Origin of the sequence: Nocardia paucivorans NBRC 100373, from assembly GCF_000308675.1 — a bacterium.
GTDB lineage: Bacteria > Actinomycetota > Actinomycetes > Mycobacteriales > Mycobacteriaceae > Nocardia > Nocardia paucivorans.
Genome location: NZ_BAGE01000128.1, coordinates 63,770 through 81,242, shown reverse-complemented (window position 1 = coordinate 81,242; position 17,473 = coordinate 63,770). Strand labels below are relative to the sequence as shown.

Below are 17,473 nucleotides of genomic sequence, written 5' to 3'. Positions count from 1 at the left end.
GGGAATACCGGGGGCAAGACAGCAGCGGCGAGCGCAATGATCACAAAGCAGAACAGCAGTATTCGTACATTCCGCGGTGCGGCCACAGGTCGAGCACGCTGCACTCGCATGCGGGCGACGGCAGGATCCCGTGATGGCAACATATGATCTCCCGACTCATTTAGTCGATATCGACTAAATGAGTATCGGGTCCCACGGGACACGCAACCATCGGTGAACACCCTGAATTCCCAGGTCGAGGCGCCTCGGTATACATCCGCCGGGCGAGCGTGACCTGGCGCGTCCTGTTCGACGGCGAACCACCCGACCTCGCAGCCGGTGCGCAGCCGCCTCATCCGTAGTCGAGACACCGACCGCGGGATCTCTCGATAGGTCGGTCGACTACCCGCCGTAGCGACCATCGGTCCTCGACGACACAACGAGCAAGCCGCAACCGACCCAACTCCGACAACGGCGCGCAACGGTGGACCACGAAGGCCTCCGGGCGGTGAATGCGTTCCCGGACAGCTCGCACTTCACCCGGAGGTCTTCGCCATGTCAGCCCGATACGCCGTTACCGACGCCTGTGGTCAGCGTGCCTGGTCCGCCGCGCTCGCGAACGCACCGGGCTCGTAGGAACCGCCCTTGGTTCGCGTTATCACACCGAGTCGGTTGGCGGCATTGATCATGGCGACCAGGTAGACAAGAGCGGCGATCTGGTCGTCGTCGTAGTGCTTGCGCACCTGGGCCCAGGTTTCGTCGGAGACGCCGTGGTGTGCATCGGCGAGCCGGGTGCCCTCCTCGGCCAGGGCCAGTGCGGCCTGCTCCGCCTCGGTGAATACGGTGGATTCGCGCCAAGCCGCGACCAGGTTGATCCGGACGGCAGGTTCGCCGGCGGCCGCGAGTTCCTTGGCGTGGGCGTCGACGCAGTAGCCGCAGCCATTGATCTGGCTGACACGCAGCTCCACCAACTCCAGCAGCGTCTTCGGCAACGACTGCGCGATCGTCAGGCTCACGTTGGCGAATCGCTTGCCGAGCCTGGCGCCGAGATCATTGGCGTAGAGGTTGAAACGGGGTTCCATTGTGTGGTCCTCACTCGTGGTGCCGGATTGACGACCATGAGACGGCGACGCCCCGGGCGGCATAACACCACATCGTGGTGATATACATCACAGATATTTCGGTGTTACGGAACCGACGAGCCCGGCGTCCAATGAGTGCCCCGTCCACACAACCAGGAGTTCTCATGCCCGCAGCAGCGCAGGACGCACCTGACGATCGCGGCACCGAAGGTAACCGTCACGGTCGCCCCGACCCCGCCACCGAAGCATTCGTCGCCCATCGCAACCTGCTGTTCACCGTCGCCTACGAAATGCTCGGTTCGGCCGCCGATGCCGAGGACGTCCTACAGGAGACCTGGCTGCGGTGGACCGCGTCGACCTGGACACCGTGCAGGACCCGCGCGCCTACCTGGTCCGCATCACCACCCGCCAAGCACTCGACCGGCTGCGCGCCCTCGGCCGCCGCAAGGAGTCCTATGTGGGCCCCTGGCTGCCGGAGCCGCTGCTCACCGCACCCGACGTGGCCGAGGATATCGAGCTGGCCGAAAACCTTTCCTTGGCAATGCTTCTGGTACTCGAGACCCTCACGCCGATCGAGCGGGCGGTATTCGTGCTCCGTGAGGTCTTCGACCTGGATTACGACGAGATCGCCGAGGCCGTCGGCAGAACCCCCGCCGCGGTCCGCCAGCTCGCCTACCGGGCTCGCTCGCACGTCGACGCGCGTCGTCCGCGCGGAACCGTGTCCGCGACCGACACCCGCGACGCCCTCGCGGCGTTCCAGCGGGCGATCGAGACCGGCGACCTGCGACATCTGCTCGACATCCTCGCCCCCGATGTCGTATTCCTGGGCGACGGTGGCGGCCTCGCGCAGGCGGCGCTCGAACCGATCGTCGGAGCCGGCGCGGTGGCCGATCTACTCGCCGCCGGGCTCGGCAATCTCGCCGCGAGGTCGCTGGAGCCGACTCAGGTCAACGGCCACCCGGCGCTGGTCCTGCGGCGCGACGGCCGGATCGACACCGTGCTGGCGGTACGTATCGACAACGGGCTGGTCACCGGCCTCTACTCCGTGCGCAATCCCCAGAAACTGTCCCGTTTGCGGCATCAGGTCACCCTGCGCCGCTGAGCCGCCGTTGCAGGACAGGGCGGAGGTCATCGAAGCCCCATTGTGCGTCGGTCTCGATCGGTCGGATATCGGCGATGATCACCATGCCGCAGCCGCATCACCCGAACATGCCTCGAGATTGCGGCAAAGGATCGACGACATCCGCGCGGGAAACCGAACAACATCGTGGAGCCAGTACCGACGAGGCGCCGGCCGATTCGTGCACTGATCTGGTCCCCTCTGGTCGGGCCGGTCTTACGAGAGTCGAGGGGTTGGTCGGGTATCGAGCCACAGCGTCTCATACTCGGTGGGACTCGCGTAGCCCAGGTAGGAGTGGCGGCGACCGGTGTTGTAGAAGTTGTCGATCCAATCGGCCATCGCGATGCTCGATTCGAGGGTCGTCACCCGTTTCTTCGTGTTGAGTAGTTCGGTTTGCGAACGACCCCAGAATGATTCGATTGCGGCGTTGTCGAAGCAGTCCCCGACCGTCCCGAACGAGGGCAACAGATTGTGTCTTCGAAGGTTCTCCCCGAACGACCACGACGTGAATCGGCTGCCGTGATCGGCACGCAAGATCAACCCCGGATTCCCTATCCGCTCGGTCATCGCCATGTTCACCGCGTTGTTCACCAACACGGTGTCGGCAACCGCAGAAAATGCTCGTCCCACGATTTTCTTGCCGAAGCAGTCGAGAACAGCGCGGCAGCGCACTTTCCCATCTCCGGCCGGACGCTCTGCGATGTCCGCACACCACAGCTCGTTGGGCCGACTCGCGGGGAAGACCCGGTCGACCAGGCCCGAAGGGGTGTCGACGCCGAGCAGTGGGTGAGCGCGTCGTTTCGGCCGCGGAACACCGCATGACCCCAGCTCCGACATGATCGAGGCGACGAGCCTGTGGTTCACGACCGTGCCGCTGCCGGCGAGTAACTCGGCCTTGACCCGGCGCGTGCCGTAGGTGCCGCGTGATCGGGCATGTATCCGGGATGTCTCGTTGGCGACGACAATCCGGCGGAGCTGTCCGGTGGACATCGGTTGCCGCCGTTGCCGCAGGAAAGTCGAGCGGTACACACCGACAACCCGGCAGGCCGAGCGCTGCGAATGTCCACGCGCGATCAATCCTTCGACGACCGCGATTCTCCCTTTAGAGGACACCACCGCCTGATCGTCGAACAATTCGCAGGCATTGCGGGTCGGTTTCGGTTCGACTTCCAATGCTGCGATCCGCTTCCTCGCCGAGGCGAACTCGTCGGCTTCCACGCTCGGCACTCCTTCACGGACTCCCGCATCGACAAGGACCCGGGCCTTCCACCAAAACAATGCCGCCGGCGAAATACCGGTTTCGGCGACGATCTCGGCGACAGGCTCCCCGGCTCGCAAACGAGCGCACACCTGCCTGCGAACCGACTACGAGAAAGACTTCGGCCTCATGACCTCCTGCGGATCACTCTGCCTCAACTCTCACAACCATGGCCCTGACACAGGGGGTCAGATCACCCGGACCGAACCAGAAGGGTCGGGTCAGACCTACAGCGCTGAGAAGCACTCGAAGTCTGAAATATCCACTTCAACTCCCATCGCCCACACACCACTGCCGGGAACCATCTACCAGCCGGCCGCCTGCGCACCAGCGTCACCAACGTCATGGCCTCATACGTCTAGTTCTCGGTCTTGTTCTTCTCCGCAAGAGCTGCCAATACGGGAATTGCTGCGATCTTCTCCTGGTCGAGGTCTTTCCAGATCAAACCATTCGGGCGACGCGGTGAACCGCATTCGATGACTTCATCGGGCGTGACGACCAAATCCACGCTGAAGTCGTGTTCGGTCTCGGGCAGCTCCTCATCGATCACCTGAAGTGAATGCACAGTCGTCGCAACAATGGTTTTCGGTCCTATCAGGTTCGCCTCTTGTAGGAGCGCCAACTCGATATCGAAATAGCCTGCTCCCTTGCCCAGACGCACGCCGTGTCGGTTGACAGCGACGCTACCGCAGACGACAAGATCCACCGGTCGCATCTTCTCGAGGCCGATTCTCTGGGCCACGGCTGCGGCGACCTCGCTCGATGCGGCCTCGCTCGCCGGTACGGTCAGTTCCGCCGGATCGAGCAGGTAGAAAGGCTTTTCCTCTGCCAACTCGGGCACGGCCATGTAAACGAGCTTGCCTTCTTCCAGTGCCCGCGCCCGTACCGGGAGCTGCGCTTTGTCCGGCACCGTCTTGACAATCCGAGCGTTCTTCCACACAGGCAGCTGCGCCAAGCGATCGGCGGCGACCTCGGCACCATAGAAGGCCGGGATACGACCGTGCGTGCCCTGCGGCACGGCTCGCTGTTGTTCCAGCAACGTCCACACGCACTCGCGGATGGCATGTTTTGCCCGGCCCTTGTCGATGTCGGTCAACGCTGCTCCTTTATGCCGCTGTCATCAGAGCGAGTAGTCGGTCGTATACATCTTGTACGTCGGTTGGGGCTGCTGCACGATGAGGTGACAGTTGTTACGCAGCCTGATCGACTGCTGGGGTCATGATGGTCTCGTACTCGACCGGGGTCAATCGGCCGAGTCGGGTTCGGCGTCGTCGGCGGTGGTAGGTGCGTTCGATCCAGCCCAGGATCGCGATCCGCAACTGCTCGCGGGTATCCCATCGCTGTCGGTCCAAGACGTTGCGTTGCAGGAGGCCGAAGAAGCTTTCCATCGCGGCGTTGTCACCGGCCGCGCCGACACGACCCATCGCCCCGACCATGCCGAAACGGTTGAGCGCGTGGACGAATCGCCTGGAACGAAATTGAGACCCGCGGTCGGTGTGCAGGATGCAGCCGGCCACCTCACCACGACGGGCAACAGCGTTGTTCAACGCGTTCACCGCGAGCCGGGACTTCATCCGTGACTGGATGCGATCCCCGATATCCGGTTGGCCGTTCCCGCCGAGTCGTTGACCTGGCGGGCGGGCCCGCTGCATCGCGCCCTGACGGAGCTGCCTGTGGTTTTCCCGCCCGCGCGGTTGCCGTATCGAGCGTCCTGAGCACCGTCGTCCCTTCACCCGACGTATCCGTTGTGAGGAACCATTTCCATGTTCACTCGGCCGCGATCCGACAGCGGCGCACCTATCTCGTATCCCTCGATCGAGGATCTCGGTCCCCGAATCGCGCTCTACACCCCCGATTTCGCTGCCGACCCGTATGCCGCCTACGAACGGATACGTCGGGGTGGCAGGACTTTGGCTCCGGTGGAACTGGCACCCGGTATACCGGCGACGCTGGTGATCGGCTATTACACCGCGGTGCGGATCCTCAACGATCCCGAGCGGTTTCCGACCGCTCATGGTGTCCTGCGCTGCAACCATCTGCCGGACCGGATCGCCGACGCCGGATCCGGGAAACCGCCGAAGGCGACACCCAGGTCCTCGAGGCCACGGCGGGCCGGGCGGCCAAACAACTGTGTCTGCTGCAACCGGCCGGCACACCAGCGGATCTTCCGTGGTGGCTCACCATGATCGCGGAGCGCGAAAACCTCCTCGCCACCGAATCGAGCACCGACCCCACCGCCGGTGAACTGGCCCGCTCCGCTGCCGCCGTGGTGGCCCTGAACTTCCTCTACCGGCACGGCACCTGGTACAACCGGCGGAACCTACAGACTCCGCGACGCGCAGCCGAGATCGAAACCGAATTACTGCGTCACCGCCGCATCCTCGCCGAGAACCTCACCCTCCTGGCTGCGGCGTTCGATATCCCGGAATTGCCGGGTGCTCCCGTTTTCGCCCCGGATTATCTGGAGGCATGGCGTCGGCGGACCGAATGGGGCGCCGACGGCTTCGCACCGCAACCATGAACCCGTCCCTCCCCTTCGGCCGTCCCGACCACGATGTGCGGAACGCACGGCACATCGACTGCACCCGCGAGACCGATTTCGATTCCCTGGACGAGGCGATGTTCGTGCGCACCGTACACGGCGGTCACGGCCCGTACTGTTTGCAGTCCCTGAGCGCGGTCGCCTACCTCGGCGGCCACAGCGACGACTACGAATAACCCACCCTGAGGGCAACTTCGTGTCATCATCGACACCCGTCATGGAACACAGCAGCAAGGAGTGACGTGCCTGCCATCCAGGTCGCCGTGTGTGGCCCCCGCGACTGCACCGATGCCGATGCGACGAATGCCGAAGAGGTGGGTCGACTGCTCGCCGAGGCCGGGGCCACGGTTCTGTGCGGCGGCGGATCCGGTGTCATGGCGGCCGTCGCCAAAGGGGCCTCGGCCGCCGGCGGCCTGGTGATCGGGGTACGACCCGACACGGACCGCGGTCGGGTCTGCGACGGGTTGTCCGCCGTCCTCTACACCGATATGGGTGAGGCGCGCAACGCGATCCTGGTGTGGTCGGCCGACGCCGTGATCATTGTCGGCGGTTCCTGGGGCACCCTCTCGGAACTGGCGCTCGCCAATCGACGCGGCGGCGTGCCCGTCGTCTCTCTCGGGGGCTGGAGTATTCATGACGCCACCGGCGCCCCGCTCCCGGCGGCCATCGAGGTGGTGTCGGCGCGCGCCGCCGTCGACACCGCCCTCGCGGAAGCGAGGGAACCCTGACCGCCTCAACCGGTCACGACAAACCCAGCAAAGCCTTCCACTGTTCCGTCATCCGCTCCAGGGTCGTGACGACTGCGTTCCCCGGCACGGTGACCTCGACACCGACGGCCTCGGGCGGCGCATCCCCTTCACGACCCTGCCATTTCTCGCCCCGCCAGGTGTCGATGCGGATGGGGTTGTGGATGGTATCGAGTTCCCAGACCGTGAACTCGCCGGGAATCTCGGGGAGGAAATACTTGTGCACCAGATCGCGCAGCACAAGGCCAATGCTTCGATCGAATCGCTCGTGACCGCAGCCGGTACACCACCACGATTCCACGTCGTGTCCTGCGTCCGCCGCCCGCTCGAGCCAGCGGTAGATGAGTTCGCCGTCGTCGAATCCGTATTTCGAGAACAGGTCCATCGTCCACAAATAGAGATACGGTTCGGCCTTCTCGGTGGGGCGCTGCCCCGTATCGTCTTCGTTCCGGGTGTCGCCGCCTTCTTCTTTTTCGCCTTGTCCTTCTTTGCCATCTCCGCGTACCGCCTTCACCGGGTATATCCCTTGTTATCGGCGCACCCACGGCTCGGCAACGTATTCTGGTGACGGAGCGAGGAGACAGCGCTCTATTCGGCGAGGAAGTCCGCGATATCGGCGGCGATCCGGTGCGGTTGTTCACCATTGATCGCATGCGAGGCACCCGGGTACACGTGCACCGTGCCGCGGCGCAGGTTCTCGCGGGCCGTCCGGGCGGCCGCGGCGCTGTCGTGCATCGGTGAATCGCCGGCGATGATCGCCAGCACCGGCATGGTGAGGTCACGGAGTCGGTCCGGGCGGATCAGCGTCGGCTGCGGCAGTTTCATGGTGTAGGTGGACATTGCGGCCTCGATCATCCGGGCGACCGGTTCGTCCTGGACCGGTGCGCCGCCGGCGGTCCAGGAGGCGAAATCGTCACGCCAGGATTTGGGGAGCAGGCTCACGCTCGCCGGTAGGGAGCGCACGATCGCCTGGAAGGAGAGCGCGGCGAAGGTCTGCACCGGTTCCACGAGGATGAGGCTCGAAACCTTCGCGGGTTCGTGGAGGGCCAGGTTGACCGCGGTCCAGCCACCGATCGAGAGCCCGAGCAGGTGAAATCCCGGCTCGGGGAGAGCGAGCAGCACTTCGTGCAACCAGCGGGCCTGGTCGGCGTGGGTGTCGATCGGGCGGTCCGGCACACTCATTCCGGGTTCGCCCAACAGGTCCAGCGCATAGACCGGGCGCTGAGCCAATAGATCCGGCATGTTCTGCGCGAAAACCGGCGCCCCGGAGCGGGTTCCAGGAAGCAGGAGGAAAGGTTCCCGATCCTGAACGCCTTCGGCGGCGGCGAATCGATACACCCGCACGATCCCATAGTGCGTTCGCACATCCAATACCCGCTCCGGGGCGGGCATCTCCCGCATCGCCTCGTCGTAGGCCGCCATATACCGATCCTTGTCGGCGGCCGAGTCGAAATGACCCACCGGCGCTGTGTCTTTGAGAACAAGCCAGGCCGGCAGTCCTGCCGCGACGAGAAAGGCGACGATCGGGAGAACGCGCCGGCCCCGAGACCGGCGGGCGGGCCGGGGTTTCTCGGTTGGATCGGGTGTGTCCTCGGTGCGACCGACGGAAGCGACGGTCATTTCGGTTGGGTGATGTGTAGACATCGGTCGAGGAAATCCTTCGTTCGTCGGTACAGGACGCGGTCTTCGGGCGGCCAGCGATGGTCGGACTCCGCCATGGAACGGTAGAGGTTCTCGGTGCCCGTCGGTTGGTCGGCGAGCGCGTATTCGGTGGCCGCCCGCCATTCCTTCCCGAGACGACTCCCCGACGGTGAATCGGCCGGTATGTCGTTCTCCACCAGCAGCAGCGCCTGGACCGCACACGCCTTCCACGCGAAGTAGGTAGCGAGCACCCGCTCCACATCGAGATCGAGCTCCGGGTACGCGTCCGCCTGCTCCACACCGGGGTGACGCAGCAGGGTGCGGTCGAGGCTCATGGTGGCGGCAACCACCTCGTCCGGCACCCGGACATCCGGATGCTCGTCCAGGACCTGTGTCACCGCGTCGAGCACGACCCGCTTGCACCGCAACCGCAGCTCCGCGATCTCGAGTAGGCGGACCTGTTCGCGATAGGTCTCGAGCAGCGACAGTCCGGCCTGCCGATCGAGAGCCGCGGCGACCTCGTCGAGTCGTAGACCGGCGCCGGTCAGCAATTGGATTCGACGGAGCCGATCCAGCTGTTGCGGACCATAGCGGCGGCGTCCGCCGCGGTCCCGGTCGGCGACCAACAACCCGATCCGGTCGTAGTACTGCAAAGTGCGCACGGTGGTCTCGCAACGCCGCGCGACTTCCCCCACGGCAACCCATTCCGATGCTCCACGACCAGGCACAACAGTGAGCCTGACATACGACGTAACGTCATCTGCAACACCCGGCCGAGGGAGAGCGGGACCCGTTTTCCTCGTGGCGGCCGAATACGGAGCCCGACCGGGAGAGGTGGCAGGGACCGCGAAACCGCCGGCCCGGTCCGGACCCCGATCTCCGAGGTTTCCGGGCTGCGCAGATCATCGCTGGTCGACGTCGGGCCTGCCCTCGCGCGCGAACTTCCGTTGACCGGCCACGTCGCTCCTGTCCCGGTCGGTGGCCTGGTCCAACGCTGAAGTCCTTCGTATCGGACAGTTCCGGGAGCCCGAATCGCCTCGATACCCGAAGTGCGCTCAGCATGTGCCGGACATGGTCCGGGTCGAAAGGTCCGGTACCTGCTCGGCGCCCCGGCGGGCGGATCGCGCCGTATCGACGGTCGAGGTGGTCAACGACTCGACAAGGCGTGCCGCGATATTCGCGTCCAGGGCGGTTCGGGCGACCGCGAGTCGGTACCACAGCACACCGAATGCCTGGTCGACGAACAGTTCCGTATCGGCGTCGGCGGATAGTTCCCCGCGGGCACGGGCGCGGTCGAGGATACGGGTGAGGGTCGCGCGGCGATCGCGGATGAACTCGGCGAGCAGTTCCGCGGTCGCCGGGTCGGTTTGGGCCTCGGCGAGCACCGCCCGGAGCAGGGAAGCGACGGGTTCGGTGGCCACGGTGGTAAAGGTGGCGGTCAGTAGGGCCGTCAGGTCGCCGTGGAGGGTTCCGGTATCGGGTTCCGGGGCGGCGGCGCGGGCCCGCTCGGTCATGGCCTCCAGGAGCACCGCGCCCTTCGATGGCCACCAGCGGTAGATGGTCTGTTTGCTGACCCCGGCCGCCGCTGCGATATCGGCGATGGTCACCGAGGTGCCCGAGCGGGCCAACAGTTCACCGGTCGCGGCGAGGATGGCCCGGCGGGCGGCGTCGTTGCGGCGGCGGCCGGTGTGGGGACGGGGCGTCGGGTTCGGCATTCGCTCAGCCTATCGGTTGACGGAACTCATGGTCTCGACAAAAATTGTCGAGACTACCGGTACCTACAAGGTGGTGATGATCCATGACTTCCACGACCGCCAAACAACACCGAGTGACCTGGTTCCACCGATATATCGCCAATCCCCTGATGCGCCGTCTCGCCGGCCATATCCCCGGGCAGGCATTGCTCGAGACCACCGGCCGCCGCACCGGTCTCCCGCGACGCATACCGATCGGGGGCCGCTTGGTCGGCACCACGTTCTGGATGGTCAGCAACAGCGGCACCTCGAACTACGTCCGCAATATCCAGGCCGATCCCCGGGTGCGCCTACAGGTCCGTTCCCGCTGGTACACCGGGACCGCGCACCTACTACCCGACGACGACGCCCGCGCCCGCCTGCGCCGGCTGCCTCGGATCAACAGCAGCCTGGTCAGAATGCTGGGCACCGATCTGCTCACCATCCGCATCGACCTCGACCGAACCGAATAGCGCGCCGATACCCGGGTTCCCGCCCTCTCGGGTGCGCCCGAACGCCCGTGCCGGGGGCCGCGTTCAATCGCAGACCGCGCCGCCGGAGGCCGAACCCACCAGCCGCTGATACTTCGCGAGCACCCCGCGGGTGTACCGGGGCGGCAGGGGCGCCCAACCGTCGCGACGGGCGGCGAGTTCGGCCGGATCGACCAGTAGCTCGAGGGTGCCGGCGCTCACGTCGAGACGAATGCGATCGCCGTCCCGAACGAACGCGATGGGGCCGGCGTCAACCGCTTCCGGCGCCACATGGCCGACACACAGACCGGTGGTGCCGCCGGAGAACCGCCCATCGGTGAGCAGCAGGACGTTCCTGCCGAGCCCGGCGCCCTTGATGGCGCCGGTGATCGCGAGCATCTCCCGCATACCCGGACCGCCCTTGGGCCCCTCGTAGCGGATGACCACTGCATCGCCCGCCGAGATCGTTCCGTCCTCCAAGGCGTCCATTGCGGCCCGCTCGCGGTCGAAAACCCGTGCGGTGCCCTCGAAGACATCGGATTCGAAACCCGCCGATTTGACCACGGCGCCCTCGGGCGCCAACGAACCGTGCAGGATGGTGATACCGCCGGTCGGGTGGATCGGTTCGGACAGGGCGCGCACCACCGCGCCGTCCGGGTCCGGCGGCGCGATATCGGCCAGGTTCTCGGCGACGGTCCGGCCGGTCACGGTGAGACAGTCGCCGTGCAGTAGCCCGGCGTCGAGCAATGTCTTCATCACCACCGGAACACCACCCACCCGATCGATATCGGTCATCACGTGCCGCCCGAACGGTTTGACATCGGCCAGATGCGGCACCCGCCGCCCCACCCGCGCGAAATCGTCCAAACTCAGCGGCACACCGACCTCGTGCGCGATCGCCAACAGATGCAATACGGCATTGGTGGACCCGCCGAAGGCCATCACCACCGCGATGGCGTTCTCGAATGCCTCGAGGGTGAGAATGTCGGAGGGGGTGATGCCGCGCCGGATCAGTTCGACCACCGCGTGACCGCTGCGGCGGGCGTACCCGTCGCGACGCCGGTCCGTGGCCGGTGGCGCCGCGCTGCCGGGCAGCGACATGCCCAGCGCCTCGGCCGCACTCGCCATCGTATTGGCGGTGTACATACCGCCGCACGCGCCCTCACCAGGGCAGATGGCCCGCTCGATGGCGTCGACATCCGCCCGGCTCATCAGACCCCGCGCGCAGGCCCCCACCGCTTCGAAGGCGTCGATAATGGTCACCTCGCGTTCACTGCCGTCGGACAGTGTCGCGCGACCCGGCAGGATGGAACCGGCATAGAGGAATACGCTCGCCAGATTCAGCCGAGCGGCCGCCATCAGCATCCCGGGCAGGGATTTGTCGCAGCCGGCGAGCAGCACCGCGCCGTCGAGCCGTTCGGCCTGCATCACGGTCTCCACGCTGTCGGCGATCACCTCCCGCGAGACCAGGGAGAAGTGCATGCCCTCGTGTCCCATCGAGATACCGTCGGAGACCGAGATGGTGCCGAACTGCATGGGGAACCCACCGGCGGCGAACACCCCGTCCTTGCAGCCGCGGGCCAAGCGATCGAGCGACAGATTGCAGGGGGTGATCTCGTTCCACGAGGACGCCACACCGATCTGGGGTTTGGACCAGTCGTCGTCTCCCATCCCGACCGCACGCAACATACCCCGCGCCGCGGTCTTCTCCAGGCCGTCGGTGACGTCACGGCTACGCGGTTTCATATTCGGAGAGCTCGGCTCGTGCGGCACGCCGTCCATCATCCTCCCGCCGCGTCGACAACCACGGAACCGACAGGCGGAGTCACCGGATCAGCTCGGCGATCGGACTGTCGTCGAACCGGGCGAGCAGCTCGGCGGGATCCGCGTAGACCGCCCGCGCACCCGCATCACGTAGTTCCGCCTCGCCGACCCCACCGCAGCGGAACCCGAGGAAAGGCACCCCGGCGCGTCGGCACGCCTCGGCGTCCCATACGGTGTCGCCGACGAAAATCGCCTCGGTGGCCCCGGCACCGGAGCGGTCCAGGGCGATACGCACGATATCGGGCCGTGGTTTGGCCGTTTCGACATCCTCGCCGGAGGTCTGCGCCGACACCACCTCCGCACCGCCGAGGACCTCCCGCAGAACGACGAGTTCGTCCTGCGGGGCGGAGGTCGCCAACACCACCGTCAACCCGCTCTCGGCCACACGGTCGAGCAGTTCCCGGGCTCCGGTGATGCGCCGCATGAGCGGGCGGGAATCCAGGTAGTAGCGCAGGTGCAGGTCCTTCGCCCGCTGTGCGGTCTCCTCATCGGCGTCCGGGAGCAACGTGTCCACCAACAGTGACCCGTCCATACCCACACAGCGGTGCACCCGCCAGGCATCCACCGCCGCACCGACCTCGTGGAAGGCTCGGGACCAGGCGTGGACGTGCAGATAGTTGGAGTCGACGAGGGTGCCGTCGATATCGAACAGCACCGCACCCAGGTGATCGATGTCGGGCATGATCGCCGATTACCCGCCCGCCCGGCGCCCAATCGGGACCCGTGGGCGGGGCGGTCAGTCGTCGAGTTCGCCGACCTGGACCAGCGCCTTGCCCACCTTCTCGCCGGTGAACAGTCGCGCATAGGCGTCGAGGGTGTTCTCCAGCCCTTGGGTCACATCGAATTCCATCCGCAGTTCGCCCTGGTCGTACCAGGGGCGCATCCGGCGATTGAGGTCCGGTCCGCGATGGTAGAAGTCCGGGGAGAAGAATCCACGCATGGTGAGTCGTTTCATCAGGATCTGATCGAAACGGCGCGGCCCGGGCGCGGGTTCGTCGCGGTCGTAGTGCACCAGCAGACCACAGACGGCGACCCGGCCGAACAGAGCCATCTGTCCCAGCACATCGTCGAGCACGCTGCCACCGACATTGTCGAAGTAGACATCCACTCCGTCCGGGCAGGCGGCGCGCAACGCCTGCGGTAGATCACCGGTCCGGCGGTCGATGGCCGCGTCGAACCCGAGTTCGTCGGTGAGCCATGCGCATTTCTCCGGGGAGCCGGTGATGCCGACGACCCGGCAGCCGTGCAATTTGGCGATCTGCCCGGCCAGTGCCCCGGTGACCCCCGACGCCGCCGAGACGACGAAGGTGTCGCCCGGTCGGGCCTCGCCGTATTCGAGCACTCCCAGATAGGCGGTCCAGCCGTTCGCGCCGAACACGCCCAGGTGCTGACGCGGATCGTCGAGGGTCCGGGAGACCCGCTCGACATACACCTCGTCGGGGCGCGATATCGAGAAATCCGCCCACTGTCCATATGCCCGGACCAGATCGCCCGCGCGATAGTCGGGGTGCCGGGAGTCCACCACCGTGCCGAGCACAGTACTGATAACCGGTGAACCCAGAGGCGTGGGAGGCGAATACGAGTCCTCGCGCGGCCCCATCCACATGCGGGTGCCGGCGTCGAGGGAGAAATAGATATTACGAATCAGGACATCACCGGCGTTCAGCTCCGATGTTTCCCCCTCCCGCAGTTCCACCGCGTCCGCGTATCGGTTGCCCACCGGTCGTCGCGCCAATACCCATTGCCGGTTCTTCTCGCCCACCGCGCCTCGATTCCGTTCCGCCGATGCAGACCAATCGGTCCGTCATGCTTCGACAGGTGATGTTACGAGCATGCGGCTCCGGACCATCCCAGCCCACGGGAAGACCGGCGATACGGTGATGGGCCGCGGCGCCGCGGTCAGGCGGTCAACCGTTCCTCGTAGGCGGTGGCGAGATCGCGCAACGCCGCGGCGCCGTCGCCGGTGAAACTGGAACCGTGCATGATGGCCAGCGTGGTCGGCCGCAGCTCCGCGAGTCGACGCAGCGTCGCGGGTACGGCCGGCCCCAACGATGTCTGGTGGAAAACATCCTCGGCGAGGATCGCGGGTTCCACGAGATCGGTCTCGGTCAACGCCGGACCGTTGCCGAGCTGTGTCATCAGGTCGCCGCAGAACAGCACCCCGGTGGTTTCCTCGTACAACACCCGCGCCTCCCAGTTGTGCGGGGCGTGCGGAGTGTCCAGATGCCGCACTCGACGACCGCCGAGATCGAGCACCTCGCCATCGGCCAACCGCCGAGGCCGCCGGTCGGCCAGATCGTCGAGCGAGACCTCACACCCCACCACCCCATGTGCCACCTGGGCGTTGGGCGCGGCGGCCAGAAACAGGTTCATCGCCCCGCATTCGTCGGCCTCCACATGGCCGAAGGTGAGCCATCGCAGCTGCTCGACCGGTCTGATACGCGCTATCGCCTCCGACACCGCGGGGAACAGCCACCGCATTCCGGCATGGAACAGCAACGGCTCCTCGGCGTCGACGAAGAACTGGTTGAAGGTGAACCCTGTGGGTCCCACCTCGGGGACGAAGGTGGAGAACCGATAGATCCCGTCGGCGATCTCGTCCGTTCGAGTTTCCATAGCGAGCCCCTGGTCGATGCCGTCCCCCCACCGATGTTCGTCGAACGCGCCCTCGGGCGCCGAACGCACAGCCTACTACCGCAGAGCCGCCGAATCGGGTGCAATGCACGAACCGGCGAAGCTCCGGGTGGTAGCTCGGTCCGGATCACCGTGCCGGCGGGAGTTCGACGATGAAGCGTGCACCACCGGATGCGTCTGCGTCGACCCGAATGGTGCCGTCGTGGCGTTCGACCACATCACGCACGATGGCAAGGCCGAGACCGGCACCGCCCTCGTCCCTGCTGCGGGCATCGTCGAGGCGGACGAAACGCTGGAAGATCCGTTCCCGATCGCCTTCCGGCACCCCGGGTCCGTCGTCGACGACCTCGACAACGACCGTACCGGCCGTGTGCTCGAGCGCCACCCGCACCGTCGTCGCGGCATGACGTTGCGCATTGTCGATGAGATTGCCCAGGACGCGGGCGAGTTGAGCGCGGCTTCCGGTCACCATCACCTGTTCGTCGGGCAGTGCCGTGGTGACCGGGATGCGATCACCCACGCGATGCGCCAGCTCGTCGGCGATCAGTTCCACCAGGTCCACCTGGTCCGACCGGGGCTGTTCGCCCGCGTCGAGTCGGGCCAGAAGCAGCAGGTCGGCCGCGAGATGTTCCAACCGCACGGTGTCCCCGAGCAGCCCGTCCAGCTCGAGCAGCTCCGGATGGGCCTGGGCCACCTCGAGTTGGGTGCGCAAACTGGCAATGGGGCTGCGCAGCTCGTGGGCGGCGTCGGCGATGAACCGGCGTTGCCGTTCCGAGGATTCCTCCAATGCCGCGAGGGTGTCGTTGGTGGTGGCGGCGAGTCGGGCGATCTCGTCGCGGGAGGCCGGTTCGGGGACGCGTCGGGACAGGTCCCCGTGCATGATCTCGGCGAGCTCGGACCGGATGGCCTCCACGGGACGCAGCGCGCGGCGGGTGACCAGCCAGGTCACCACGGCGACCACGGCCAGTAGCAACGGTAGGCCGATCAGCATGGCCCGCCGCACATCGGCGAGCGCGCTGTCGGCGGTGTCCAAGGACGCACCCGCGTAGATGGTGACCGGTTGTCCGTCGGGAGCAGAGGCCGCGAGCGCGGCGACCCGGAAATTGTCAGGACCGCTATCACCCACGGTCAACCGCACATCACCGAATACCGCGTCGGTGGTGACGGGCGTGACGTTGGTGACGACCGACCGGCCGATCAACGACCGCGCGGAAGCGTTCGCGCCGATATCCGTACCGTTTCCGGCCACAACGCCTGCCGAGTCCTCCTCGGTGCCGTCCTCGTCGTCATCGTCCTCGTCGTCATCGTCCTCGTCGTCATCGTCGTCGTCCTCTTCTGCTTCGTCATCGTCCCGGCCGGCCGCGGCCTCTCCATGGGCCGCCGCGGTCGAGTACGGTCCGAAATCCGCCATCGGGCCTCGACCGCGCAGATCACTCTCGGCAGCCAGAACCTGCCCATCGATCGAAACGACCTGGACCGGCTCGTCATCGGGGTCGGGCAGCCGCAGCTGCGCGAGGTCGGTTCCCGCTTCGAGTTGGGTGGCGATATCGTGGGCGGTTTTCTCCGCCTGCATGCTCGCGCTCTCGACCAGATTGTCGCGCAGCGCCGTGAGCACGATCAGCCCGGTGGCCGTCAATGCCACCGCGACGACAACCGTGGCCGCCGTTGTGGTGCGCGCCCGAACCGAACTCCACCACGCTCCCCTACCGCGTGTCCGCTCAGCCACGATCGGCCGCCAATCGGTAGCCCGCGCCGCGAACCGTCAGGATGGTTCGGCATCCGAAGGGCGCGTCGATCTTGCGGCGCAGGGCGCTGATGTACACCTCGACGATATTCGGATCACCATCGTAGGCGAAGTCCCAAACATGTTGCAGGATATCGCTTTTGGAGACCACCTCACCCGCTCGCACGGCCAGGTGCTCCAGCACCGCGAATTCCTTGGCGGTGAGTGTGATCTCCCGATCGCCGCGACGACACGTGTGGCTGCCCGGGTCCACGACGAGATCACCGACGCGCAGCACCGGCGTACCACCACGAGTACGCCGACGAAGCAGGGCGCGGATACGCGCGAGCAGCACCACATACGAGAACGGCTTGCAGATGTAGTCGTCGGCGCCGGTGTCCAGGCCTTCGGCCTCGTCGTATTCCCCATCCTTGGCGGTGAGCATCAGCACCGGCATCTCCCGACCGGCGGCCCGCAGGGCGGCGCACACCCGGTAGCCGTTCATCCCGGGCAACATGATGTCGAGAATGATCAGGTCGTAGTCGTCCTCGGTGGCCCGATGCAGGCCCTCGAGACCGTCGTGCACGACGTCCACGGCGAAACCCTCGGCGGTCAAGCCTTTCGCCAGCGCGAGCGCAAGACGCTTCTCATCCTCCACGATCAGCAGACGCATCCCTCCAGGGTGTCAAACCTTGCTGAAACGTTCTTCAGGTGACTTCAG

Annotated in this window: 18 protein-coding genes and 3 pseudogenes; 6 read left to right on the top strand and 15 right to left on the bottom strand. The window is 66.1% G+C overall.

The features are described from left to right. Window positions 1–373: 373 nt before the first annotated feature. Window positions 374–472: pseudogene (locus tag ON32_RS29240) on the bottom strand (IS481 family transposase); the annotation flags it as partial. A gap of 97 nt (window positions 473–569) precedes the next feature. Further along, complete coding sequence (locus ON32_RS26450) at window positions 570–1,061, bottom strand: carboxymuconolactone decarboxylase family protein (protein ID WP_040793735.1); 492 nt, start codon at window positions 1,059–1,061, stop codon at window positions 570–572. Window positions 1,062–1,225: 164 nt separating this feature from the next. Between ON32_RS26450 and ON32_RS26445 the strand changes: the two are divergent. Next, a pseudogene (locus tag ON32_RS26445) lies at window positions 1,226–2,163 on the top strand (RNA polymerase sigma-70 factor). Between the two features lie 234 nt (window positions 2,164–2,397). Here the strand turns inward: ON32_RS26445 and ON32_RS26440 are convergent. The 3 genes and pseudogenes from ON32_RS26440 to ON32_RS26430 all read right to left on the bottom strand — a co-directional run. Beyond that, window positions 2,398–3,531: an IS3 family transposase gene (locus ON32_RS26440; protein ID WP_245551307.1), complete on the bottom strand. Its 1,134-nt coding sequence runs from the start codon at window positions 3,529–3,531 to the stop codon at window positions 2,398–2,400. A gap of 266 nt (window positions 3,532–3,797) precedes the next feature. Continuing rightward, the gene (locus ON32_RS26435; protein ID WP_217998125.1) at window positions 3,798–4,535 is read right to left on the bottom strand and encodes a 5-formyltetrahydrofolate cyclo-ligase; all 738 of its coding nucleotides are present in this window, start codon (window positions 4,533–4,535) and stop codon (window positions 3,798–3,800) included. Window positions 4,536–4,629: 94 nt separating this feature from the next. Next, window positions 4,630–5,037, bottom strand: a pseudogene (locus ON32_RS26430) (transposase); the annotation flags it as partial. Window positions 5,038–5,202: 165 nt separating this feature from the next. Here ON32_RS26430 and ON32_RS30720 point away from each other — a divergent pair. The 4 genes from ON32_RS30720 to ON32_RS26410 all read left to right on the top strand — a co-directional run bounded on the left by ON32_RS30720 (window position 5,203) and on the right by ON32_RS26410 (window position 6,709). After that, the gene (locus tag ON32_RS30720) at window positions 5,203–5,625 is read left to right on the top strand and encodes a hypothetical protein (protein WP_040793734.1); all 423 of its coding nucleotides are present in this window, start codon (window positions 5,203–5,205) and stop codon (window positions 5,623–5,625) included. Then, a complete protein-coding gene (locus tag ON32_RS29425) occupies window positions 5,622–5,960 on the top strand; it encodes a hypothetical protein (protein ID WP_040793733.1) in 339 nt (112 codons plus the stop codon). Before ON32_RS30720 ends, ON32_RS29425 begins: the two co-directional genes overlap by 4 nt. Continuing rightward, window positions 5,957–6,157: a hypothetical protein gene (locus ON32_RS26415; RefSeq protein ID WP_040793732.1), complete on the top strand. Its 201-nt coding sequence runs from the start codon at window positions 5,957–5,959 to the stop codon at window positions 6,155–6,157. Before ON32_RS29425 ends, ON32_RS26415 begins: the two co-directional genes overlap by 4 nt. A 66-nt stretch (window positions 6,158–6,223) precedes the next feature. Continuing rightward, window positions 6,224–6,709, top strand: a complete 486-nt coding sequence (locus ON32_RS26410; protein WP_245551306.1) for an SLOG cluster 4 domain-containing protein — start codon at window positions 6,224–6,226, stop codon at window positions 6,707–6,709. A gap of 13 nt (window positions 6,710–6,722) precedes the next feature. Here ON32_RS26410 and ON32_RS26405 read toward each other — a convergent pair whose 3' ends face one another. The 4 genes from ON32_RS26405 to ON32_RS26390 form a co-directional block, all read right to left on the bottom strand. Then, a complete protein-coding gene (locus ON32_RS26405) occupies window positions 6,723–7,241 on the bottom strand; it encodes a hypothetical protein (protein ID WP_040793731.1) in 519 nt (172 codons plus the stop codon). A gap of 74 nt (window positions 7,242–7,315) precedes the next feature. Then, window positions 7,316–8,347, bottom strand: a complete 1,032-nt coding sequence (locus ON32_RS26400; RefSeq protein ID WP_083874809.1) for an alpha/beta fold hydrolase — start codon at window positions 8,345–8,347, stop codon at window positions 7,316–7,318. Further along, window positions 8,344–9,096 (bottom strand): MerR family transcriptional regulator, encoded by a 753-nt coding sequence (locus ON32_RS27415; RefSeq protein WP_083874808.1) that lies wholly within the window; start codon window positions 9,094–9,096, stop codon window positions 8,344–8,346. Before ON32_RS27415 ends, ON32_RS26400 begins: the two co-directional genes overlap by 4 nt. Window positions 9,097–9,423: 327 nt before the next feature. Beyond that, window positions 9,424–10,083, bottom strand: coding sequence for a TetR/AcrR family transcriptional regulator (locus ON32_RS26390; RefSeq protein ID WP_083874807.1), 660 nt, complete (start codon window positions 10,081–10,083; stop codon window positions 9,424–9,426). Window positions 10,084–10,166: 83 nt separating this feature from the next. Between ON32_RS26390 and ON32_RS26385 the strand changes: the two genes are divergently transcribed. Further along, the gene (locus tag ON32_RS26385) at window positions 10,167–10,574 is read left to right on the top strand and encodes a nitroreductase/quinone reductase family protein (protein ID WP_040793730.1); all 408 of its coding nucleotides are present in this window, start codon (window positions 10,167–10,169) and stop codon (window positions 10,572–10,574) included. A 63-nt stretch (window positions 10,575–10,637) separates the two neighbouring features. On the opposite strand, the gene ilvD is transcribed toward ON32_RS26385, so the two are convergent. The 6 genes from ilvD to ON32_RS26355 all read right to left on the bottom strand — a co-directional run bounded on the left by ilvD (window position 10,638) and on the right by ON32_RS26355 (window position 17,425). Beyond that, the gene (gene ilvD, locus ON32_RS26380) at window positions 10,638–12,317 is read right to left on the bottom strand and encodes a dihydroxy-acid dehydratase (protein WP_373284372.1); all 1,680 of its coding nucleotides are present in this window, start codon (window positions 12,315–12,317) and stop codon (window positions 10,638–10,640) included. 79 nt (window positions 12,318–12,396) lie between these two features. Beyond that, a complete protein-coding gene (locus tag ON32_RS26375; RefSeq protein ID WP_040793729.1) occupies window positions 12,397–13,077 on the bottom strand; it encodes an HAD family hydrolase in 681 nt (226 codons plus the stop codon). A gap of 54 nt (window positions 13,078–13,131) precedes the next feature. After that, window positions 13,132–14,157: an NADP-dependent oxidoreductase gene (locus ON32_RS26370; protein WP_040793728.1), complete on the bottom strand. Its 1,026-nt coding sequence runs from the start codon at window positions 14,155–14,157 to the stop codon at window positions 13,132–13,134. 137 nt (window positions 14,158–14,294) lie between these two features. Beyond that, window positions 14,295–15,011, bottom strand: coding sequence for an MBL fold metallo-hydrolase (locus ON32_RS26365; RefSeq protein WP_040793796.1), 717 nt, complete (start codon window positions 15,009–15,011; stop codon window positions 14,295–14,297). A gap of 145 nt (window positions 15,012–15,156) precedes the next feature. Then, window positions 15,157–16,755 carry a sensor histidine kinase gene (locus ON32_RS26360; RefSeq protein ID WP_040793727.1) on the bottom strand — a complete coding sequence of 533 codons (1,599 nt, stop codon included), beginning with the start codon at window positions 16,753–16,755 and terminating at the stop codon, window positions 15,157–15,159. Further along, a complete protein-coding gene (locus ON32_RS26355; RefSeq protein ID WP_040793726.1) occupies window positions 16,748–17,425 on the bottom strand; it encodes a response regulator in 678 nt (225 codons plus the stop codon). The genes ON32_RS26360 and ON32_RS26355 overlap by 8 nt, the downstream gene beginning before the upstream one ends. Window positions 17,426–17,473: the final 48 nt, after the last annotated feature.